This window comes from Nonomuraea sp. 3-1Str (assembly GCF_031570565.1).
Classification (GTDB): domain Bacteria; phylum Actinomycetota; class Actinomycetes; order Streptosporangiales; family Streptosporangiaceae; genus Nonomuraea.
In genome coordinates this window covers 82,554-103,050 of record NZ_JALHBK010000011.1, presented here as the reverse complement: position 1 = coordinate 103,050, position 20,497 = coordinate 82,554, and the positions used below count along the sequence as shown (strand labels likewise).

Annotated in this window: 17 protein-coding genes; 10 read left to right on the top strand and 7 right to left on the bottom strand. The window is 73.3% G+C overall.

Annotation, left to right across the window (positions count from 1 at the left end; translation table 11 throughout):
- Nucleotides 1–20: 20 nt before the first annotated feature.
- On the top strand, nucleotides 21–2,138 hold the full coding sequence (locus tag MTP10_RS19395) for an AAA family ATPase (RefSeq protein ID WP_310710884.1): 2,118 nt from the start codon (nucleotides 21–23) through the stop codon (nucleotides 2,136–2,138).
- Between the two features lie 38 nt (nucleotides 2,139–2,176).
- Here the strand turns inward: MTP10_RS19395 and MTP10_RS19390 are convergent, their stop codons facing one another.
- Both MTP10_RS19390 and MTP10_RS19385 read right to left on the bottom strand, forming a co-directional pair.
- On the bottom strand, nucleotides 2,177–3,097 hold the full coding sequence (locus MTP10_RS19390) for a terpene synthase family protein (RefSeq protein ID WP_310710883.1): 921 nt from the start codon (nucleotides 3,095–3,097) through the stop codon (nucleotides 2,177–2,179).
- 185 nt (nucleotides 3,098–3,282) lie between these two features.
- Complete coding sequence (locus MTP10_RS19385; RefSeq protein WP_310710882.1) at nucleotides 3,283–3,654, bottom strand: ankyrin repeat domain-containing protein; 372 nt, start codon at nucleotides 3,652–3,654, stop codon at nucleotides 3,283–3,285.
- A 95-nt stretch (nucleotides 3,655–3,749) separates the two neighbouring features.
- Here MTP10_RS19385 and MTP10_RS19380 point away from each other — a divergent pair, with 95 nt between their 5' ends.
- A complete protein-coding gene (locus MTP10_RS19380; RefSeq protein ID WP_310710881.1) occupies nucleotides 3,750–4,652 on the top strand; it encodes a PAC2 family protein in 903 nt (300 codons plus the stop codon).
- 51 nt (nucleotides 4,653–4,703) lie between these two features.
- The gene (locus MTP10_RS19375) at nucleotides 4,704–5,744 is read left to right on the top strand and encodes a Gfo/Idh/MocA family oxidoreductase (RefSeq protein WP_310710880.1); all 1,041 of its coding nucleotides are present in this window, start codon (nucleotides 4,704–4,706) and stop codon (nucleotides 5,742–5,744) included.
- A 44-nt stretch (nucleotides 5,745–5,788) separates the two neighbouring features.
- Here MTP10_RS19375 and MTP10_RS19370 read toward each other — a convergent pair whose 3' ends face one another.
- Complete coding sequence (locus MTP10_RS19370) at nucleotides 5,789–6,580, bottom strand: tyrosine-protein phosphatase (RefSeq protein WP_310710879.1); 792 nt, start codon at nucleotides 6,578–6,580, stop codon at nucleotides 5,789–5,791.
- Between the two features lie 64 nt (nucleotides 6,581–6,644).
- Here MTP10_RS19370 and MTP10_RS19365 point away from each other — a divergent pair, with 64 nt between their 5' ends.
- Nucleotides 6,645–7,529, top strand: coding sequence for a hypothetical protein (locus MTP10_RS19365; protein ID WP_310710878.1), 885 nt, complete (start codon nucleotides 6,645–6,647; stop codon nucleotides 7,527–7,529).
- Between the two features lie 45 nt (nucleotides 7,530–7,574).
- Here MTP10_RS19365 and MTP10_RS19360 read toward each other — a convergent pair whose 3' ends face one another.
- Together MTP10_RS19360 and MTP10_RS19355 are read right to left on the bottom strand one after the other, a co-directional pair.
- Nucleotides 7,575–10,100 carry a tetratricopeptide repeat protein gene (locus tag MTP10_RS19360; protein WP_310710877.1) on the bottom strand — a complete coding sequence of 842 codons (2,526 nt, stop codon included), beginning with the start codon at nucleotides 10,098–10,100 and terminating at the stop codon, nucleotides 7,575–7,577.
- A 93-nt stretch (nucleotides 10,101–10,193) separates the two neighbouring features.
- The gene (locus MTP10_RS19355) at nucleotides 10,194–12,296 is read right to left on the bottom strand and encodes a M6 family metalloprotease domain-containing protein (protein WP_310710876.1); all 2,103 of its coding nucleotides are present in this window, start codon (nucleotides 12,294–12,296) and stop codon (nucleotides 10,194–10,196) included.
- A gap of 100 nt (nucleotides 12,297–12,396) precedes the next feature.
- Here MTP10_RS19355 and MTP10_RS19350 point away from each other — a divergent pair, with 100 nt between their 5' ends.
- Nucleotides 12,397–13,656 (top strand): helix-turn-helix domain-containing protein, encoded by a 1,260-nt coding sequence (locus MTP10_RS19350; protein ID WP_310710875.1) that lies wholly within the window; start codon nucleotides 12,397–12,399, stop codon nucleotides 13,654–13,656.
- 59 nt (nucleotides 13,657–13,715) lie between these two features.
- Entirely contained in the window at nucleotides 13,716–14,741 is a 1,026-nt protein-coding gene (locus MTP10_RS19345; RefSeq protein WP_310710874.1) for an amidohydrolase family protein, read from the top strand.
- 77 nt (nucleotides 14,742–14,818) lie between these two features.
- Here the strand turns inward: MTP10_RS19345 and MTP10_RS19340 are convergent, their stop codons facing one another.
- Nucleotides 14,819–15,238: a MarR family transcriptional regulator gene (locus tag MTP10_RS19340; RefSeq protein WP_310710873.1), complete on the bottom strand. Its 420-nt coding sequence runs from the start codon at nucleotides 15,236–15,238 to the stop codon at nucleotides 14,819–14,821.
- Nucleotides 15,239–15,308: 70 nt separating this feature from the next.
- On the opposite strand from MTP10_RS19340, the gene MTP10_RS19335 reads away from it, so the two are divergent.
- The 4 genes from MTP10_RS19335 to MTP10_RS19320 all read left to right on the top strand — a co-directional run bounded on the left by MTP10_RS19335 (nucleotide 15,309) and on the right by MTP10_RS19320 (nucleotide 19,760).
- Complete coding sequence (locus MTP10_RS19335) at nucleotides 15,309–17,042, top strand: ABC transporter ATP-binding protein (protein WP_310710872.1); 1,734 nt, start codon at nucleotides 15,309–15,311, stop codon at nucleotides 17,040–17,042.
- Nucleotides 17,043–17,135: 93 nt separating this feature from the next.
- Nucleotides 17,136–18,686: a gamma-glutamyltransferase gene (locus MTP10_RS19330; protein WP_310710871.1), complete on the top strand. Its 1,551-nt coding sequence runs from the start codon at nucleotides 17,136–17,138 to the stop codon at nucleotides 18,684–18,686.
- A 45-nt stretch (nucleotides 18,687–18,731) separates the two neighbouring features.
- Nucleotides 18,732–19,322, top strand: coding sequence for a hemerythrin domain-containing protein (locus MTP10_RS19325; protein ID WP_310710870.1), 591 nt, complete (start codon nucleotides 18,732–18,734; stop codon nucleotides 19,320–19,322).
- A gap of 33 nt (nucleotides 19,323–19,355) precedes the next feature.
- On the top strand, nucleotides 19,356–19,760 hold the full coding sequence (locus tag MTP10_RS19320; protein ID WP_310710869.1) for a DUF5709 domain-containing protein: 405 nt from the start codon (nucleotides 19,356–19,358) through the stop codon (nucleotides 19,758–19,760).
- On the opposite strand, the gene MTP10_RS19315 is transcribed toward MTP10_RS19320, so the two are convergent.
- Nucleotides 19,753–20,406, bottom strand: a complete 654-nt coding sequence (locus tag MTP10_RS19315) for an HAD family hydrolase (RefSeq protein ID WP_310710868.1) — start codon at nucleotides 20,404–20,406, stop codon at nucleotides 19,753–19,755. The genes MTP10_RS19320 and MTP10_RS19315 overlap by 8 nt on opposite strands.
- Nucleotides 20,407–20,497 lie beyond the last annotated feature (91 nt).

Genomic DNA, 20,497 nt, shown 5'->3' with positions numbered 1-20,497 from the left:
AGGTTGTCGCCTACCCCCACGTGAGGCTGCCCATGGCCACCCCGACCGGCTGGCGGCGAGAGGGCAATCTGCCGGCGGAGCTCACGAGCTTCGTGGGGCGCACCCGCCTTCTCGCCAACCTCAAGCGGCATCTCGGCGAGTCGCGGCTGGTCACCGTGACGGGGATCGGCGGGGTCGGCAAGTCGCGGACGGTGCTGCGGCTGGCCCACCTGGTGCGCTCCCAGTTCCAGGACGGCGTCTGGTTCGCCGACCTGGCCCGGCTGCAGGACGCCGGCATGGTCAGGCACACGATCGCCGCCGCGCTGGGCATCGCCGACCAGTCGTCGCGGGCCGCCTCGGAGTCGCTGTCGGAGTGGGTGGCCGACCGCGACATGCTGCTCATCATCGACACCTGCGAGCACCTCGTGCAGAGCTGCGCCGAGCTGGCCGAGGAGCTCCTGGAGAGCAATCCCCGGCTGAAGGTGCTGGCCACCAGCCGCCAGTCACTGCAGCTGCCGTACGAGCACGTGGTGCCGGTGCCGCCGCTGCAGGTGCCGGGCGACGACCCGGCGGAGAGCCTGTTCACCAACGAGTCGGTGCAACTGTTCGCGGCGCGGGCCGGGGCGGTGATGCCCGAATTCCTGCTGGACGAGCGCAACATCGGGGCGGTGGCCGAGCTGTGCCGGCGCCTGGACGGCATCCCGCTGGCCATCGAGCTGGCGGCCGTGCGCCTGCGCGCCCTGTCGGTGGAGCAGATCGTGGAGCTGCTGGCCGACCGCTTCAGCCTGCTGGCGGGCGCGAGCCGCACCGCGCTGCCGCGCCACCAGACGCTGCGTGCGGCGATCGGCTGGAGCCACGAGCTGTGCGACCCGGCGGAGCGGCTGCTGTGGGCGCGGCTGTCGGTGTTCGCCGGCGACTTCGAGCTGGACGCGGCCAGGTTCGTGTGCGCGGACGAGCGGCTGCCCGCCGCGCGGATCACCGACCTGGTGACCGGCCTGGTGGAGAAGTCGGTGCTGATGATCCGGAGCAACCACGCCGGCGTGCGCTACAAGCTGATCGACACGCTCGCCGAGTACGGCGAGGAGTGGCTGGAGAAGCTGGGCGAGCGCGAGCGGATGCGCCAGCGCCACCTGGAGTACTACCTGAGCCTGGCCCAGCGCGGCGAGGACGCCTGGTCCGGGCCCCGGCAGATCTACTGGTTCGTCCGGATGCGCCAGGAGCATGACAACGTCCGCGTCGCCCTGGAGCACGCGCTGCGGACGCCCGGCTCGTCGGTGCAGGCGCTGACGCTGCTGTCGTCGCTGTGGTTCATGTGGGTGTGCTGCGGCTTCGCCCGCGAGGGCCGCCTGTACCTGGAGCGGGCCCTGCACGCCAACCCGGGCGTGAGCAAGGAGCGCTGCAAGGCGCTGTGGGTGCTGTCGTACGTGCGCAGCGCCCAGGGCGACAGCGCGGGCGCGCTGGAGGCGGCCGAGAAGTGCAGCGCCGAGGCGGTCCGGGTGGGCGACTCCCGAGCGGTGATCCTGGCCTCCAAGATGCAGGGCACCGCCGCGCTGCTCCAGGGCGACCTGCAGAAGGCGAGCGCGCTGCTGGGCGTGGCCATCGAGTTCAACACCGACAACAAGGAGCTCAACCCGGGTCTGCTGCCCGCGATCGTCGAGCTGTCGCTGGTCCTGTCGTCGCAGGGCGAGCTGTTCGAGGCGGAGTCGCTGCTGGTCGACTGCCTGCAGGTGTGCCGTGAGCGGGGCGAGCTCTGGGTGAGCTCCTACGCGCAGTGGGCGCTGTCGATCACCCGGCTGGCGACCAGGCGGACCACCGAGGCGCTGGAGAGCTCACGCGAGGGCGTGCGGATCAAGCGCCACTTCCACGACACGCTGGGCACGCTGCTGGGCCTGGAGACCATGGCCCGGATCTTCGCCGCCGCGGAGGAGACGACGATGGCGGCGAAGCTGCTGGGCGCGCTGCACCAGAACTGGCGGACGGCCGGCCTGCCGATGCTCGGCGCCCCGTTCCTGACCAGCGACCACGAGCAGTGTGTCAAGGAGTGCCAGAAGGCGATGGGCGAGGCCGCCTACCGCGCCGCCTTCGACGAGGGCTCGCGGCTCGACCTCGACGAGGTGTCCGCGCTCGCGCTGGGTGAGCTGGACGGCCTCGACGCCTGACCCACCCCCATGGGCCCGCGCGGAGACCGCCCGTCGCGTCAGTCGGCGTGCGGCCAGCGGGTGCCCGGGGGCCAGGCGTGCACGTAACGGGCGCTGCCCAGCGAGAACGCGATGTGTCCCCGCACCCAGTTCTCCAGGCCCCGCACATACCTGCGGACGGGCTGCGACGCCCACTGCTCCAGGGCCGCGCGCCGCGCGACGAACGCGGTGATCGCCGCCTCGTGCATGCGCGCCACCTCCTCCAGCGCCTGCTGCAGGGTGAGGCTCCGATGGGTGGCCAGCACCGTGACGAGGTTGTGCCGGGCCTTGTCCCGGTCGCGCTCCTTGGCGTACGAGAGCAGGTCGTTGTCCCAGCCGATGAGGTCGCACGCGAGGTCGGACAGAGCGCGCACGTCCGGGTGGTGCCACTCCTCCGCCTCCAGCCGGTAGCCGCCGCCCACGTCGATGAGCGCGAAGCAGGTGAAGGTGGCTCCGGTGATGCGGCGCATCAGGATGTAGTCGTCCGGGGCGGGGATCAGGTCGACCTCGCGGTTGGCCGCCTCCCAGATCTGGGCGAACAGGTACTCCTTCACCGTGATGCGCCACCGGTCCACCTGCGCCGGAGTGGCGTACTCGGAGATGCGGTGCAGGAGCTCGTCGAGGGCGACCCCGAACGGGTCGGCGGGGTCGGGCTTCCTGCGGCAGTCGACGATCTCCAGCATCGGCGGCAGGGCCCGGGCCAGCGCCGAGGCCCGGGACCCCATCAACTCCCCCTCGCAGAAGGCGTCGTCGAACGCGAACAGCCAGTTGTACCAGTCGTTGATCAGCCGGAGGCTGTCGCGCGGGACGGCCGGGTTGGTCCGTGCGGCCAGCAGGCCGATCTGGGAGCGCCGGAAGTGCTCGATCGTGTCGGCGCCGGCGAGCATGCAGGAGGCGGCCAGCCAGGCGTGGCTCTCCGCGTCGACCTCCGTGGCGTGCACGTTGATCTCGTTGGGGAACGGGCATGGCAGCGGGGGGATGCGAAGGGGTCGCCTCGTGAACGGATTCGCAGAAGTAGCCACGCCTACAGCATGACGAGGGACAGCACGAAAGGCCACAGTAGATTACTTCAATGCCATTTCAGCGCATTTTCCCCCATTTGTCGCTATTTGCCCATTTGACGAAATTAGTCGAGAAATTGATCGTCTGCGAGCATGCGGGCCGTGTCCTCCGCGGACGGGCGCCCGGCCCTGGGATCCGCTCCCGCGTCGAGCAGCGCCCTGACCACGGCCGACTCCTTCTTGGACACGGCGCTCGCCAGCGGCGTCCGGCCACGCTCGTCGGTCCGGTCCGGATCGGCGCCGTGCCCGGCGAGCATGCGCACGGTCTCGGCGTGAGCGTGACAGGCCGCCAGCATCAGCAAGGTGTCACCTTTGCCGTTGGTGAGGTCGGCGGGCACCCCGGCTTCCACATAAGCGCGCAGGGCTTCCGTCTCACCCCTCCTGGCCAGGTCGAACAGCTTGGCCGTGAGCTCGTCGAGCTCCGGATCCCCGTCCATGTGTCCCATTCTGCCTCGATAGGGTGCCGTGGACGGAATCGTTCTGGCTCGCCGTGGGTTTCAGGAGAGAGTAGCTAGGGAAAGGCTGTCCAAACGTGTTCGACCCGACGGATCTTTACAAGCTGGCCGACGACGTGCCGGAGCCGGCCGATCCGGTGCTGCTCTACCACTTCGAGGGCTTCGTGGACGCCGGCGGCGCCGGGCGGCTCGCGCTGGCGCACGTGCTCGCCGAGTTGGATCACCAGGTGGTGGCCAGGTTCGACGTCGACCGCCTGCTCGACTACCGCTCCCGCCGGCCCGTCATGACGTTCGACACCGACCGGTGGGTGTCCTGCGAGACCCCCGAGCTGGCCCTGTACGCGGTGAAGGACTCCACCGGCGTGCCGTTCCTGGTGATGACCGGGCCCGAGCCGGACCGCGAGTGGGAGCTGTTCACCCGGGCCGTGGGCACGCTGGCCGAGCGGCTGGGCGTCAGCAGGCTGATCACCGTCCACGGCATCCCGATGGCCGTGCCGCACACCCGCCCCCTCGGCATCACCCCGCACGCCAGCCGTCCGGAGCTGCTCAACGCCGATCAGACCAGCTCGTTCGGCCGGGTGCAGGTGCCAGGCAGCGCCGCCGCGCTCATCGAGTACCGCCTGGGCGCCGAGGGCCGCGACGCGCTCGGGTACGCGGTCCACGTGCCGCACTACCTGGCGCAGGCGGAGTACCCCCAGGCCGCCGTGACGGCGCTGGAGGCGGTCACCCGGAGCACCGGGCTGGTGTTCCCCATGGACGCGCTGCGCGAGGCGGCGCGGCGCACCACGACCGAGATCGAGGAGCAGATCCAGGCGTCGACCGAGCTGTCGACCGCCATCGCCGGGCTGGAGCAGCAGTACGACGCGTTCGCCGGCGGCGCGGACCGGGAGAACCTCATCGCCGAGGCGGCGCAGATGCCCACCGGCGACGAGCTGGCCGCCCAGTTCGAGCGCTTCCTGGCCGAGCGCGACGACGAGTAGGCGGCGGGCGGCGGGACAGGGGGGCCGGCCGGCACCGGTTAGGCTGGCTCGATGAGCGACATCCGGGTCGGCCTGGTCGGATACGGCACGGCGGGCGCGTACTTCCACGCGCCGCTGATCCACGCCGCCGAGGGCCTGACGTTGTCGGCGGTGGTGACCCGCGACGCCGATCGCGCCGCCGACGTCTCCGCCCGCTACGGCGCGACGGCCGTGCCCGGCACCGACCGGCTCTGGGAGCTGTGCGACCTCGTCGTCGTCGCCTCGCCCAACCGCACCCACGTGCCGCTCGCCACCGAGGCGCTCACGCGCGGCAAGCCGGTCGTCGTGGACAAGCCGCTCGCGCGCACCGCCGCCGAGGCCCGGGAGCTCGCCGAGCTGGCCGCCCGGCGCGGCCTCATGCTCACCGTGTTCCAGAACCGCCGCTGGGACGGCGACTACCTCACCGTGCGGGAGCTGGTGAAGGGCGGCGCGCTGGGCGAGGTCCACCGGTTCGAGTCGCGCTTCGAGCGCTGGCGGCCGCGGCCCAAGGGCGGCTGGCGCGAGACGGGCGGCGAGGAGGAGATCGGCGGCCTGCTCTACGACCTCGGCAGCCACCTCGTCGACCAGGCCGTCCAGCTCCTCGGCCCGGTGCGCGAGGTCTACGCCGAGAGCGACGTGCGGCGCGCGGGCGTCTCCGGCGACGACGACACCTTCCTGGCCCTCACCCATGCCGGCGGCGCCCGGTCCCACCTGTGGGCGAGCGCGCTGGCCGCCCGGCCCGGGCCCCGGTTCCGGGTGCTCGGCTCGCTGGCCGCGTACGTGAAGGACGGCCTGGACGTGCAGGAGGAGCGGCTGCGAGCCGGGCTGGCGCCGGGCTCGGCGGGGTTCGGCGAGGAGCCCGAGGAGCGCTGGGGCACGCTCGGCACCGACGAGCGGCAGGGCCTGGTGCCCACACTGCCCGGCGCCTACCTCGACTTCTACCGGGGCGTGGCCGCCTGCCTGCGCGACGGGGCGCCGCCGCCGGTCACGCCGGAGAGCGTGACCGAGGCGCTGGCCGTCCTTGAGGCGGCCCGCCGCTCGGCGGCCGAGCGCACGGTCGTCACCCTCGCCTGAGGAAGCCGCCAGGAGAAGTCCCGAAAGTCCTGGAAGCGGCCCGCTCAGTCGCGCAGGCGGGCCCGCATGGCCCCGGTGTCCTCGTCGGTCCAGCCGTGTGCCGCCAGCCACCCCATCGGCCCGCCGAACCGCTCGTCCAGCACCGCCAGGAACTGCTGGATGTAGCGGGGCCTCGGCATGTGGTCGTCGGCCGGCCGCGAGTCGAGGTCGTCGCGGTACGTGGCGCTGGAGCGCAGCCGCCGCAGCACCGCGTCCAGGCGCTCTCCCGTCGCCGCGTAGTCCTCCACGATCGCCTGCCGGGTGACGCCCGCCGTCTCCAGGGCCAGCGCCGACAGCACGCCGGTGCGGTCCTTGCCGGCCGCGCAGTGCACCACGGCCGCGCCGTCGTCCAGCGTCATGGCCCGCAGCGCGGCGACCACCGAGTCGGGCCGGTCGCGCAGATAACCGTAGTAGAACCCGGTCATCCGCAGGTCCTCGTCGAGCTGGCGCTCCTGCCAGGGCAGCACCTTGTCGGCGTCGATGGTGTCCGCCTCGACGTCCGTGTGCCTGCCGCCCTCGGTGAACAGCGTCAGGTGGTGGTGCGTCACCTCGGGCATCCGGGCCAGCGGGCCGGGGCCCTCCAGGGTGACCTCGGCCGTCGAGCGGAGGTCCACGACGTGGCGCAGCTTGAGCTCGCCGACCAGGTGCGACACGTCGCGGTGCGTAAGCCCCTGGAGGTTGTCCGACCGCAAGATCCGGCCGTAACGGGTCACGCCTCCGTCGACGGTGGGCAGACCGCCCAGGTCGCGGACGTTGACGGCGCCTTCCAGGTCGATCCATCTCGTCATCGCGTTCATCGCTTAGACCCTATATGTCTGTCGATCCTCAGCGGATTCGAGGTTCATAACGCAACATGAACATGTGACTCCACACGCTCTGCCTCCCCGGCTGGTGATCGATCCATCACTGCCCCGGGACGTCTGGGCCCGGCTGTGGTCGGCTCCTCACCTCCTCCGCATGGCCCGGACCGGCACGGAGCCCGCGTCCGCGCGGGGCCAGGTGGCGCTCATCCTCCTCACTGTCGTCACCCTGCTGGCCGTCCTGGTCGTCAGGCTGCCCGGAGGGCCGATCGTGGCTGCGGTCGCCGCGGCCGGCCTCGGCACGATCGCGCTCACCCGCGAGCTCAGCGTGGCGGCGGACCGGCGCGACCTGCGCCGGCGGGGGCGGCTGGCCCGCCAGTACGCCGCCCACTACGTGCTGCCGGAGGACCTCGACTACCCGTGCCAGCGGCTGCTGCGCCGCGCGCAGGACGCCGTGGACGCCGTCCTGTGCTCCGCGGTGCACCGGGCGGGACTGATCGACACCATCGACAACCAGGTGACGCTGCCCGAGGAGGTGTGGCAGATCGCCCACCGGCTGTCGCGGCTCTCGGCCATGCACGCCGAGCACCGCAAGGTCGTCCCCCGCGTCCTGCCCTCCGGCCTGGAGGACGCGTTCCGGCCGTACACGACGGCCCTCGACGCGGCGTGGACGTCGCTGTCGAAGCGGGTGCGGCACCTGGAGCAGTACGCCCGGCAGGTGAGCCGCGCCGACCAGGTGTTCCACGCGCAGCAGAGGCTGGAGACGCTGGCCGCCCGCACTCCCGACTACCAGCGCCTGGTCGCCGACACCGTCCGCGACGACCTGGCGCGCCGGCACATCAGGGAGCTGGAGGAGCAGGCGCGGCAGGTGCGCCGGCTGTTCGAGGAGAGCGTCCTGCAGGCGCGCCGCACCGCGGGCGAGCTCCTCAGGACCCCGCTCACCTGAGCGCCCGCCCCTGTCCCTGTCAGCCTTCCGCGTCGGCCTTCCGCGTCAGCCTTCCGCGCGGCGCAGCAGCTCCAGGGTGCGGCGCATGCCGGCCTCGTTGCCGAGGCTGCGGTAGATCTCCCGCGCCTCGCGCAGCGGGCCGACCGCCGACGCCGCGCCACCCGCGTCGAGGTGCGCCTCGCCGAGGTGACGCAGGCTGAGCGCCATCCACCACCGGTCGTCCAGCTCCTCGAACGCCTCCACGGCGCGGCGCAGCTCCCGCTCCGACTCCTCGACACGGCCCAGCCGGGCCAGCGCCCGCCCGGCGGACAGGGCGGTGCGGGCCACGCCCCACGAGTCGCCGAGCGCCGCGAGGATGTCCTCCGCGCGCCGGACGTACTCCAGCTCGCGCAGCCCGTTGGCGGGGTCGCCCACCTCGCCCGCGGCGCGCAGGCAGCGCGCCTCCTCCCACAGCTCGCCGCGCTGCCGGAACATCTCCGCGGCCCGGCTCAGGCTGTGCCCGGCCCTGGTGAACCCGTCGAGCGCGGCCCGGTGCTCGCCCTCCCGGCGCAGGCCGCGCGCCTGGGCGGCGAGCACCTCCCCGTACGCGCGCAGCGTCTGCGCCTCGGAGTACCGGTTGCCCGCCCGCTCGAACACGGCCAGCGAGTCCTCCAGCAGCTCCCTGGCCTCCTCCGGCCGCCGCTCGGACAGCCGCAGCTCGGCCAGGTTGCGCTGGGTGCGGGCCATCCACCACTGGTCGTCCTCGGCCCGGAACGCGGCGATCGCCCCGGCCAGGTGCTCCTGGGCGCGGTCGAGGTGGCCGTCGGAGAACAGCGACATGCCGATGGCCCGCCTGGCGCGGGCCGCCCACCACGTCTCGCCCAGCTCCACGAAGAGCTCCAGCGCCCGCTCGGCGTCCACACGGCCCGCCTCGTGGGCGCCCAGCCCGCCTTGCACGGCGGCGCGGTCCAGCAGGGAGATGCCGAGCGCGCGCCGGTCGCCGGTGCGCAGCGCGGCCTCGCAGCCCAGCTCGGCGACCGCCCGCCAGTCGGACCAGTAGGCGCGCAGCGAGTGGCACAGCGAGCAGAACGCCCGGGCCAGCCCCCAGGTCAGCTCCCACAGCTCGTGCCGCCGGGCCAGCTCGGCCAGGGCGACGAGGCTGAGCCGCTCGGCGTTCAGCCAGTCGCCGGCGTGCACCTGGCCCTCAGCGCTGGAGCGGCGGCCGGCCTTGCTCCAGTCCTGCGGCCAGCGGTCCTGGGCGGCGGCCTCGGCGCGGCGGCGGTAGCCCGACAGGACCCGCTCGACGGCGTCGCGGCGACGGCCCTCGTCCTCCTCGGCGGCCGGCTCGGCGGCGAAGACGCGGACCAGGTCGTGCAGCCGGTAGCGCATGGTGCCGGTCTGATCGGTTCCCGAGCACTCGGCGAGCTGGGCGTCGATGAGCGCCTCCAGCTGGTCGGCGCCGTCGAGCACGGAGATGTCGAGCAGCTCGCCCGCCACCCAGCCGGGCACGTCGGGCGAGGTGAGCTCGGACAGCAGGCGCAGCAGGCGGCGCTGCATGCCGGTGCAGTCGTCGTAGCTGAGCTGGACGGAGGCGCGGACGCTCTTGTCCACGGTCGGGGCGAGCTCCAGCTGGTCGAGGATGCGGCGCTCGTCGAGCAGCCGGTTCGCCATCTCGCGCAGCGTCCACTGCTCGCGGGTGGCCAGCCGGCCGCCGCAGATGCCGATGGCCAGCGGCAGGCGGTCGCACAGCCGGACGATCTCCTTGGCGGCGTCCAGGTCGTCGACCACGCGGGCGCTGCCGGCTAGCCGGGCCAGCAGCTCCACCCCCTGCGCCTCGCTGAACACGCCGAGCCGCGTGTCGTGCGTGCCGTTGAGGAACAGCGGCTGGCGCGAGGTGACCAGCACCGCGCAGCCGGGCTCGGCCGGGATGAGCGGCTTGACCTGGTCGGGGCTGTGCGCGTTGTCGAGGCCGATGAGGATGCGGCGGCCCTTGGTCCAGGTGAGCCAGAGCCGCCGCAGCTCCTCCAGGCCGCCGGGGTCGGTGGTGAGCCGGACGCCGAGCGCGCGCAGGAACCCGATCAGCACCTCCTCCGGGCGCACCGGGGCGTCCACGCCGCCGCGCAGGTCGGCGTGCAGCCGCCCGTCGGGGAACCAGCCGGCGACCTCCTGGCCGAACCGGGACATGAGCGCGGACTTGCCGACGCCGCCCCTGCCGTACACGGACACGACGAGCGGCGGTGTGACGTCACTGGCGTTGCGGCGGGCGGCGAAGACGTCGCGCAGCTCGGCCAGCGCCTCGGCACGGCCGGTGAAGTGCTCCGGCACGGGCGGCCACTGGTCGGGCGCGCGGGTGGCGGCGGCGTCGCCCTTCGGCAGCGCCCTGGGCTTGGCCTCGGTGGTGGCCCAGGTGGTCAGGCCGACGAGGAGCGCGGCGCCGGCCGTCACGCCGATCTTGGCGACGGACGGGATGTCCCACTCCAGGGAGGCGGCCAAAATGCTGGCGGCGGCCGCGGCCAGGCCCGCCGCGACGGGCGCGGCCACCGGGATCCGGCGACGCCGCGGCTCCGGCTTGTCCGGCGGCTGCCCTGTCAAGGAGACCTCTCTTTCCGTGTCTTCTCGCGGGGTCCGTGTGTTCGCGCGGAGGGAGGGGGTACGGCCGGGTGCCGGCCGTACCCCGCGACGGGGTCAGAGGCCGATGACGTGGCAGGTGGCCGTGGCCGTCCTGGCCGGGTCGCTCTCCGAGGTGGCGGTGAGCGTGACGGTGGCCAGCCGGTCGCCGCCGGAGGCGCGCACCGCGTTGACGGTCACGCCGGCCTGCTTGCCGAACGCGACCGACGCCAGCTCGTTGGGCAGCTGGGCGGTCCAGCCCTTGCCCTTGACCTCGGCCTTGAGCCGGTAGACGTCGGAGCCGAGGTAGGCGCTGACGTCCTCGGGATGCTGCCCCTGCGCCGGCGCGGCCTTGCCGGTGTTGAGCAGCGGGAACGAGCACCGGGACACGTTCTTGCCGGCCGGGACCCCGGCGCCCGGCAGCACGCGGACGCCGCGCCTCTGCGGGCCGGCGCCGTCGAGCGAGCGCACCGCCACCGTGTACGACAGCACGCCCTGGCGGTCGCGCTTGACGTCGGTGACGTAGAAGTGCAGGCGGTTGGCCTGGTCGGCGAACTCGTACTCGCTGCCCGAGCCGGTGCCCGCGTGGAACAGCGCGTCGGACAGCTGCCGGTAGTCGCCCATGGTGATCGGCACCTTGGTGCCGTCGGGCAGCACGTAGTCGGTCATCCCGATGTCCTGCGGGTTGGCGTCGACCACCCAGATGAACGGCGACCGGTCCTGGTCCTTGGTCTTGGCCAGCAGCACGCCGGAGTCGGGGGTGAAGGAGTCGGTGCCCATCCGGTCGACGACCTCGACGGTGTAGTTGTCGTAGCCGCCGCCGTCGCACAGGGGGTCGGTCCTGGTGTCGCAGGCGGGGCTCTTGTCTCCGCTGCCGAACGCGATGTTCAGGCCCATGAGCCCGTCCTGGCCGGGCCGCACGGCGCGGGCCGTCACCCGGGCGGTCACGAGGCCCGACTCGGCGAGCGCGTCGCGGGACAGGCTCAGCACGTTGCGCTCGTCGACCATCTCCAGCTTGATCTTGTTGCGCAGCATGTGCTGCGCGCCCATGGAGGAGCCGGACGTGGGCGGGATCAGCCAGCGGCTGTGCGGGCCGCCGGGTCCGTTGAACGTGCCGCGGCTGAGCATCTCCCAGATGCCGGAGTACGCGCGGCGCAGCGGCGTGCCGTAGGGGTTGTTGTAGTTGTCGGCGACGCCCATGATGTGGCTCAGCTCGTGGGCGTAGACGGACATGCCGGAGCTCTCCGCCTGGACCGAGTCGACGCCGAAGCGGGCGTTGGGCCAGAACGTCGAGCCGGACTGCCATGACGTCCAGTCGACGTAGCGGGTCTTGGACGCGTTGGGCAGGGCGGGGTCCGGCGGGCCCCACTCGTCGGGCACCGACTCCTTGTCCGGGAACTTCATCATCCCGAACTCCTGCCAGGTGGACGACTCGTCCTGGCCGGCGCTCAGGTAGAACACGAAGTCGAACTGCTTGACGGTCTCCTCGCCGACGGCGGCCAGCCAGGCGGCGTTGCCGTCGGCGCGCAGGTTGCGGTTGCAGGTGTCGCCGGCCGGGCAGGCGTCCGCCTGGTACTCCATGGCGTACTCGTGGTCCTTGCCGGGCATCGTGTACGGGCCGAAGCCGGTCAGCTCGACGCCGACGCGTCCTCCGGAGTCCTCCATCCAGTACTCGTGGATGGTGTGACCCTTGTTGAGGTCGTTCGGGGTGTTGAGGAAGTCCTGGTAGAACTTGGCGACCTGGTCGCGGGGGACGTCGTGGGCCTCGGCGCTCGGGTTCTGGAAGATGGTCGAGCCCTTGGGCTGGGTGACCACGAACGGCTGGTTGGGGTAGTCCAGCAGCACCAGGGCGCCCCTGAAGGTGCGCTTGGAGCCCTTGACCGCCGGGTCGTTCCAGCTCGTGCCGGGCACCTTCTTGTAGTCCGACCACGTCATGTGGTCGGGGTTCTCCCAGTTCTGCGGGTCGATCGGCGCGATGTCGGCGGTGGGCCGGGAGCGCAGCTCCTGCGTGTCGGGGCCGTCCTGCTGCCACGGCTGCGTCTGGGGCCACAGGGCCCGGCGCCAGGGGAGGTCGGGGTCGTCGGTGGGGGGCGCGGCGGAAGCGGGGGTCGCCATCAGGCTCACCGGTACGAGTACCAGGGCGGTCAGGAGACCTCGTAACAGCTTCTTCGGGGCGTTCACGGATGGGACGCTATAGGCGATGTTGACAGAGATCATCGCGCAGTTGTAGGGAAGACCTGTGGCAAGTCTTCCGACATATGTTGAAATGCCCAGGTGAGCTGTGGCGGCCCTGCAGCAGAGCGTGGACGACCTCGCCGCGCGCCTCGGACATCCCCTGCTGGTGGAGGACCGGCTGCACCGGGTGCTCGCACACAGCGAGCAGACCGGCGCCATGGACGACGTCCGCCGCGACTCGATCCTGCGCCGCCGCGCCGCGCCTGAGGCCCGCCGGTGGCTGGCCGCCGCCGGGATCCACGACGCGCCCGGCCCGCTGCGGGTCCCCGGCGCGCCCGCCCTCGGGCTGCTGCCGCGGGTGTGCGTCCCGGTACGGCACGACGGCGGGCTGCTGGGATTCCTGTGGTTCATCGACGCCGGACCGGCCCTGACGGAGGCGCAGGTGGCCGAGGCCGCGGCGGCGGCTCCCGCGCTGGGCCTGACCCTGCTGCACGAGAGCCTGGCCGCGGGACTGCCCGCGCACCGGGAGCTGGAGGCGGTGGCGGGGCTGATGCTCGGGGAGCACGACGCCGCCCGCCGCCTCGTCGAGGCGGGCGCCTTCCCCCGCGCCCAGCCGGTGACGGCCCTGGTCGCCCGCCCCCTTCCGCGCCCCGCCGCCGGGGGAGCGCCGTCCGGCGGGGAGACCGGGGCGGCGCTGGAGCAGGGCGCCCTGACGCTGCGGCGGCGGCTGACCGGCCACCACCCGCTGCACCTGGTCCGCCACGACCACGTCGTCCTGCTGATCGCCGCCGGCGGCCCCTCCGGCGGCGGGGTCTCGGGCAGCGGGGTCTCAGGCAGCGGGGTCTCGGGCGGTCCCGGTGAGTCCGGGGCGCCGGCGCTCGCCACGGCCGAGGAGCTGCATGCGGCCATGCCCGTCCCGGTCACCGTCGGAGTCGGACGGCCCCGGCCCGCCCTGCACGGGGCCGCCGCCTCGTACGCCGAGGCCCGGCACGCCGCCGAGGTGGCCGCCCGCGTGCCCGCCACCGGCCGGACGGCGGAGTGGACCCGGCTCGGCGTCTACCGGATGCTCACCCACCTGCCGGGCCACGACCTGCACCCCGGCCTCGAACCCCTCCTGGGCGACGATCAGCACCTCCCCCTGCTGGAGACCCTGGAGACGTACCTCGACCTGGCGGGCAGCGCGGTGGCCACGTCGCGGGCGCTTCGCCTGCACCGCACCTCCCTCTACTACCGGCTGCAGCGCGTGGAGGAGTTGGCCGGCACCGATCTGAAGGACGGCGGCGAGCGGCTGGCCCTGCATCTGAGCCTCAAACTGGCCCGGCTGTCGGGCCGCTACCGCCCGAGGGGGCCGCATCCCGGAAGCTGATTGCGCCCCTGGCCATGGTCACGTTTAATACGAAAAGGGAAGATTTGACGGGAGCCGAGATGCCGCGTGGGAAGCGTGCCGGACCGGTCCTCGGCAGGCGCGCCCCCGTCCCGATCGTCCTCCACTCCGCTCCCCTGGTGCTGCCGATCACCACGGAGCCGATCCGCGACGGCGGCGTGGCCATCCGCGGCGACCGCGTGCTCCAGGTCGGCCCGCGGGCCGACCTGCTCGCGTACTTCCCGATCGCCGAGGAGCGCCGCTGGCCCGGCATGATCGTGGCCGGCCTGGTGGACGCCTGCTCCGGTCCCGGTGTCCCCGCTCCGGGCGTGACGGCGCGGGCCGAGATCGTCACCGCCCCCGCCGACCAGCCGGGGCTGCCGGGCCTCTCGTACGTCGAGGTGGCGTGCGCGTCGGAGGAGGAGTGGGAGCGGATCGGCCGTGACGCGGTCATCACCGCCATGAGGGAGCTCGACCGGCCGGGCGGCGTCGGCGTCGCGCCGCGCACGGCCGACCCGCAGGTGCTGGAGGACGTGGCGCTGCTGGCCCGGACGTTCGGGCTGCGCCTGCTGGCCGACCTCGGGCTCGACTCCCCCGCCGCGCTGGACGAGGCGGGCGCCCTCGGACCGCACTGCCACGTGGCCCGCGCCCGCCCGCTGGACCCCGGCGAGCGCAAGCTGCTGCGCCTGCGCGGCACCCGGGTGACGGTCTGCCCCGCACCCGGCGAGGCGCTCGACGACGTGCCGGCGCTGCTGGACGAGGGCGACCGCATCGCGTTCGGCACGGGGCTCTCCCCGGCGGGTCCGGGCCTGCTCGAACAGGCACGCGTCGTGCGGGAACGCGCCCGTGCCATCGGTGCGCGGACGCGGGGGCTCGACCGCAGGCTCGTGGAGGCGCTCACGCTGGGCGGGGCCGGGGCGCTCGGCATGGACGGCGGCGTGGGCCGGATCGGCTCGCTCGGGCCGGGCGGCCGCGCCGACTTCGCGGTGTTCGACGCGCGCGGACGCTATCCGTACTCCGCCCTCCTGACGTGCCCGCCGTGCCTGGCCACGGTCACCGGCGGACGGACCGCGTCACGCCGGCCCTGAGCCGGCTCCCGGACCGGGCCGCCCCGACCGGGCGACCCGTGACGGCGCTACCCGTGACGGCGCTACCCGTGACGGCGCTATCCGAACTGGGCCTCCACCGCGCCGAGCAGCTCCTTGAGCTGGTCCCGCTGCTCCCCGGTGAGCACCGCGAACAGGTCCTGCCCCGCCTGCCTGCGGGCCTCGCGGGCGCGCTCGTACACCTCCCGGCCGGCGTCCGTGATGACCACCAGCGTCGAGCGCCGGTTGGCCGGGTCCACCTCCCTGCGCACCAGCCCCGCCTCCTCCAGCGCGTCGATGACGGGCGTCACGGAGCGCGGCACGATCCGGAGCTGGTCGGCGAGCTGCACCATGCGGAGCGGCCGGCCGGCGTCGATGAGTGCGCGCAGCGCCCGCGCCTGCCCGGGAGTCAGCCCGAGCGGCTCCAGCCGGTGGAGGTAGCCATGCCGCAACCGGCGGGTGACCAGGTGCAAGAGCTCGGACAGCTCCACGTCGTCCATGGCCCAAGCTTAGAGTCGGGAACAATTATGAGTTAACCTCTGTTTGAGTGAACATCCGAAAGGAGTCTTCTTGGCAGACGAACCACGCGCGCCGTTGCGGCGCGTCGTCACGCTCTTCAGCGCCTACCGCGGCCGTCTGGGCCTGGTGGGCGTCCTGATCCTGCTGTCGTCGCTGGTGTCGCTGGCCTCGCCGTTCCTGCTGCGCGAGGTGCTGGACGTCGCGATCCCCCAGCGCGACCCGCTGCTGCTGACGCTGCTCGCGCTCGGGATGATCGTCGTCGCCGTGACCACCAGCGTCTTCGACGTCGTGCAGACACTGGTGTCCACCACGGTCGGCCAGCGCGTCATGCACGACCTGCGCACCTCCGTGTACGCCCACCTCCAGCGCATGTCGCTGGCCTTCTTCACCCGGACGCGGACCGGAGAGGTCCAGTCGCGCATCGCCAACGACATCGGCGGCATGCAGTCCGTGGTCACCAACACGGCCACCTCGATCGTCTCGAACCTCACCACCGTGATCGCCACGATCGTGGCCATGGCCGCGCTCGACTGGCGGCTGACCGCGATCTCGCTCGTGCTGCTGCCGGTGTTCGTGTGGATCAGCCGTCACGTCGGCGCCGAGCGCAGGCGCATCACCTCCGAGCGCCAGCGCACGCTCGCGGTCATCTCCTCCATGGTCCAGGAGTCGCTGTCGATCAGCGGCATCCTGCTCGGCCGCACCATGGGCCGCTCGGCCGAGCTCACCCGGCGCTTCTCCGGTGCCTCGGACGAGCTGGCCGACCTCGGCGTGCGCTCCAGCATGGCCGGACGGTGGCGGCAGGCGTCCATCCAGATCGTCATGGCCGCGATGCCCGCCGTCATCTACTGGGCGGTCGGCTACACCGGCGCGATCTCCGTGGGCACGCTCGTGGCGTTCACGACGCTCCAGGTGAGCCTGTTCCGGCCCGCCGTGTCGCTGCTGCGGCTCGGCGTGGAGGTGCAGAGCTCCCTCGCGCTGTTCGGCCGCATCTTCGAGTACCTCGACCTGCCCGTAGACATCCACCCGGGCACCCGGACGCTCCCGTCCGTGCGCGGCGAGGTGCGCTACGAGGACGCCTCCTTCTCGTACGGCGAGGCGCCCGCGCTGACCGGCGTGGACATCACCGTGCCCGCGGGCACCAGCCTGGCCGTCGTCGGCGAGACCGGCTCGGGCAAGACCACGCTCGGCTACCTGCTGCCCAGGCTGTACGACGTCACCGCCGGCCGGATCACCATCGACGGCGTGGACGTCCGGGACCTCACCTTCGAGACGCTGGCCGACACCGTCGGCGTGGTGTCGCAGGAGACGTACCTCTTCCACGCCTCCATCGCCGACAACCTCCGCTTCGCCAAGCCCGACGCGACGGACGAGGAGCTGCGGGCCGCCGCCGAGGCCGCCCGCATCCACGACCACATCGCCGCGCTGCCCGACGGCTACGACACGCTGGTCGGCGAGCGCGGCTACCGCTTCTCCGGCGGAGAGAAGCAGCGCCTCGCGATCGCCCGCACGCTGCTGCGCAACCCGCCGGTGCTGGTGCTGGACGAGGCGACGAGCGCCCTGGACACGCAGACCGAGCGGGCCGTGCAGGAGGCGCTGGACACGCTGGCGGAGGGCCGTACCACGATCACCATCGCGCACCGGCTGTCCACCGTGCGGGACGCGGACCAGATCGTGGTGCTGGACGGGGGCCGGGTCGTGGAGCGCGGCGGGCACGATGACCTGCTGGCCCTCGACGGCCACTACGCCGCCCTGGTGAGCCGCGACCGCCCCCTCGAACCCGTCTGACCGGCCCCTCCCCGCGGCCCCGCCACCTGCGAACTCGCTTGGAATCCCGCCCGCGGCCTTGCCCGGACCGGGAGCCACCGTAAGGTCGTGAAGGTGCATGACACCCGATACGCGACATCCGGCATGGTGTGCAGCGTCGACCACCTCGCCTCCGCGGCGGGGGTGGCGGCGCTCGACCGGGGCGGCTCGGCCGCCGACGCCGCCATCGCCACGAACGCCGTCCTCGCCGTCACCGCCCCCCACATGTGCGGGCTGGGCGGCGACCTGTTCGCCCTGGTCCACGACGGCTCCCCCGGCGAGGTGACCGCGCTCAACGCCTCCGGGCGCGCCGGGTCGGGAGCCGACCCCGACCGGCTGCGCGCCGAGGGGCACGAGCGCATGCCGCACCTGCACGACATCCGCTCGGTCCCCGTGCCCGGCTGCGTGGACGGGTGGCTCGCGCTGCACGAGCGGTACGGCCGGCTTCCCCTGCCCTCCCTGCTCGAACCCGCGATCAGGCTGGCGAGCCAGGGCTTCGCCGCCTCGCCGCTGATGCTCGCCGGCGCCCGCGTCGCGGCGGGACGGCCGGGCGGCGGCGACTTCGCCGCCGTCCGCGCGGCCGGCGACCGGATGACGCGGCCGGGCGTGGCCAGGGCGCTGAGCGCCGTCGCCGCGGACGGGCGCGCCGGCTTCTACCTCGGCGAGTTCGGGGAGGGCCTGCTGGAGCTCGGCGGCGGCGAGTACGACCGCGCCGACCTCGCCCGGCCGAACGCCGACTGGGTCACCCCCCTCGCCGTGCGGGCGTTCGGCCACGACGTCTGGTCGATGCCGCCCAACTCCCAGGGCTACCTGCTGCTCATGGCGCTCGGCATCGCCGACGGGCTCGACCTGCCCGCCTCCCCCGGCGATCCGCTCTGGGCGCACCTGCTGGCCGAGGCCGCCCGGGTGAGCGGCCACGACCGGCTCGCCCTCCTGCACGAGGACGCCAAGGACCTCCTGTCGTCCGGGGAGATCGAGCGGCGCCGGGCGCTGGTCGACCCGGCCCGGAGGCTCCGCCTCACCGCTCCGGCCGAGCCGGGCGACACCACGTACCTGTGCGCGGTGGACGGCGACGGGATGGGCGTCTCCCTCATCCAGTCGAACGCCGCCGGTTTCGGCAGCATGCTCTTCGAGCCTCGTACCGGGATCAACCTCCACAACCGCGGCATCGGTTTCTCGCTCACGCCCGGACACCCGGCCGAGTACGGCCCCGGCCGCCGGCCGCCGCACACCCTCGCGCCCGCGCTGGTCACCCGGCCCGACGGCGCGCTGCGCTCCGTCGTGGGCACCATGGGCGGCGACGCGCAGCCGCAGATCCTGCTCCAGGTCATCACCCGGCTGCTGCGCCACGGCGAGCTCCCGGGCGAGGCCGTCGCGGCTCCGCGCTGGCGGATCGGCGCGGCCGGCACCGGGTTCGACACCTGGTACGCGCCCGACGACACCGTCCTGGACCTGGAGGACGGCACCCCCTGGTCGGACGGGCTGGCCGCGCTCGGCCACCCGGTGACCGCCCGCCCGTACGGGAGCACGTTCGGCCACGCGCACCTCATCGACGTACGGCCGGACGGCGTGCTGGCGGGCGCGGCCGACCCGCGCGCGCTCATCGGCGCGGCGATCGGCCGCTGAGAACGCCGCGATTGGACGCCCGTCGCGCGGGTAGCAGGTGCCGCCATGGCGAACAATGTCATCACCCTCATCACCAGTGACCACCGCGAGGTCGAGGCGCTCTTCGAGCGGCTCAAGAAGAAGCAGGGCGACCGGCGGGCCACCGTCGCCGAGCTGTACGCCCTCCTCACCGCGCACGCCCGCGCCGAGGAGGACCGCGTCTACCCCGGCATCGACGCCCACCACGGCGTGGAGGAGCACAAGGAGGCGGAGGTGCTGCTCGACGCGCTCAAGCGGGCCGACCCGGACGGCGCCGAGTTCGAGGAGGCCCTCGACAAGCTGGTCGAGTCCGTGAACCACCACGTGCAGGAAGAGGAGAGCACGATCCTGCCGACCCTGGCCAGGAGGGCCGACGCCAGGAAGCTGGAGGAGCTCGGCGCCGCCTTCAAGCAGCGCCGCCAGGAGGAGCTGACCGCCCTCACCAAGGCCGCCGGCACCTCGAACGGCTCCAAAGGCGGCTCCAAGGCGGGCTCCAAGGACGGCGCCGAGCCGACCAAGGCGGAGCTGTACAAGGAGGCGCAGAAGGCCGACCTCCCCGGCCGTTCGCAGATGGACAAGGAGGAGCTGGAGCAGGCTCTGCGGAAGGCCGGATCCTAGGGTTCCGGTCGCGCCCAGGGGTATGGGTGCCGTATGAGCGAACTACCTCCGGACAGGTTCGGGCTCGCCGACGAGCAGGAGATCGAGGTCGGGGAGTGGACCGACGACCTCGGCCTCGATCACCGCATCGACGAGGACGACCCCCAGCACGAGGACACCCTGGACGAGCGGCTGCGGCGGGAGAAGCCGGAGCGGGAGCGGGCGCGCCGGGAGGAGCACCGGCTCACCCAGCCCGACGAGGGCCTCGCACCGGACGTCGAAAGTGACGAGGTCGGCGAGGACTGGGGCGAGGACTCCGGCGACCTGTCGGCCGAGGAGCGCGCGGTCCGCGTCGACCCCGACACGCTGGACCCCGACGCCCTCTACTCGGGCGACCAGGACACCGGCGACCCGGGCGAGCGGGGCGGGGCCGACGGCGGGACCGGCCGGCTCAGGTGAGGCGCGACAGGGCCGGCAGCAGGGCGTGCAGGTCGTCGACGACCACGTCGGCGGCCCCGGCCTGCGGCCGCTCGGCGTGCAGATACCCCCACGGCCCGCGCCGCAGCAGCGCGGTGCGCATGCCCGCCCGCCCGGCCGGCAGCACGTCGTTGTCCAGCCGGTCACCCACGTAGAGGATCTCGGACGGCTCGCGCCCCGCGACGGCGGCGACCTTGGCGAAGAACCCGGGATCGGGCTTGGACACGCCCCACCCCTCGGAAGTGTGGACGGAGTCGGCCGGCAACTCCATGGCCACCAGTGCGCCGTGGGCGCGGGCGGGCTGGTTGCCCGCGACGATCACCTGGAGACCGGCGTCGCGCAGCGCGGCCAGGGCCTCGCGCACGTCCGGGTAGAGGTCGTCGGCGTCGAAGTGGTTGCGCAGGCTCTCCGGCTCGTCGCGCTCCCACGCGGCCAGCTCGGCGGAGATGTCGATGCCGGGCCGGACGAGCTCGAACGCCTCGCGGTGCGAGCGGTCCAGGGCCGCCATGCCGCCCAGCGCGCCCATCATCACGAACCTGCTCACGCCGAGCCGGTCGGCCCAGCGTGACCAGATGCGCGTCTCGTCGATGAGCGTCTCGCCGACGTCGAACACCACTGCCTTGATCATGCCTGTCCCTTCTCGTCGGCCCCAACTGTACGGGCGGGCGGTAGGCGCCTCAGCGGAGGGTCAGGACATGCAATACTTAGCGTGCCCGTTC

Bases quoted from the DNA above. Each gene is read 5' to 3' on its own strand.
- MTP10_RS19385 (WP_310710882.1), bottom strand. From the start codon at position 3,654: ATGGACGGGGATCCGGAGCTCGACGAGCTCACGGCCAAGCTGTTCGAC.
- MTP10_RS19315 (WP_310710868.1), bottom strand. From the start codon at position 20,406: ATGATCAAGGCAGTGGTGTTCGACGTCGGCGAGACGCTCATCGACGAG.
- MTP10_RS19320 (WP_310710869.1), top strand. From the start codon at position 19,356: ATGAGCGAACTACCTCCGGACAGGTTCGGGCTCGCCGACGAGCAGGAG.
- MTP10_RS19325 (WP_310710870.1), top strand. From the start codon at position 18,732: ATGGCGAACAATGTCATCACCCTCATCACCAGTGACCACCGCGAGGTC.
- MTP10_RS19345 (WP_310710874.1), top strand. From the start codon at position 13,716: ATGCCGCGTGGGAAGCGTGCCGGACCGGTCCTCGGCAGGCGCGCCCCC.
- MTP10_RS19340 (WP_310710873.1), bottom strand. From the start codon at position 15,238: ATGGACGACGTGGAGCTGTCCGAGCTCTTGCACCTGGTCACCCGCCGG.
- MTP10_RS19370 (WP_310710879.1), bottom strand. From the start codon at position 6,580: ATGAACGCGATGACGAGATGGATCGACCTGGAAGGCGCCGTCAACGTC.
- MTP10_RS19375 (WP_310710880.1), top strand. From the start codon at position 4,704: ATGAGCGACATCCGGGTCGGCCTGGTCGGATACGGCACGGCGGGCGCG.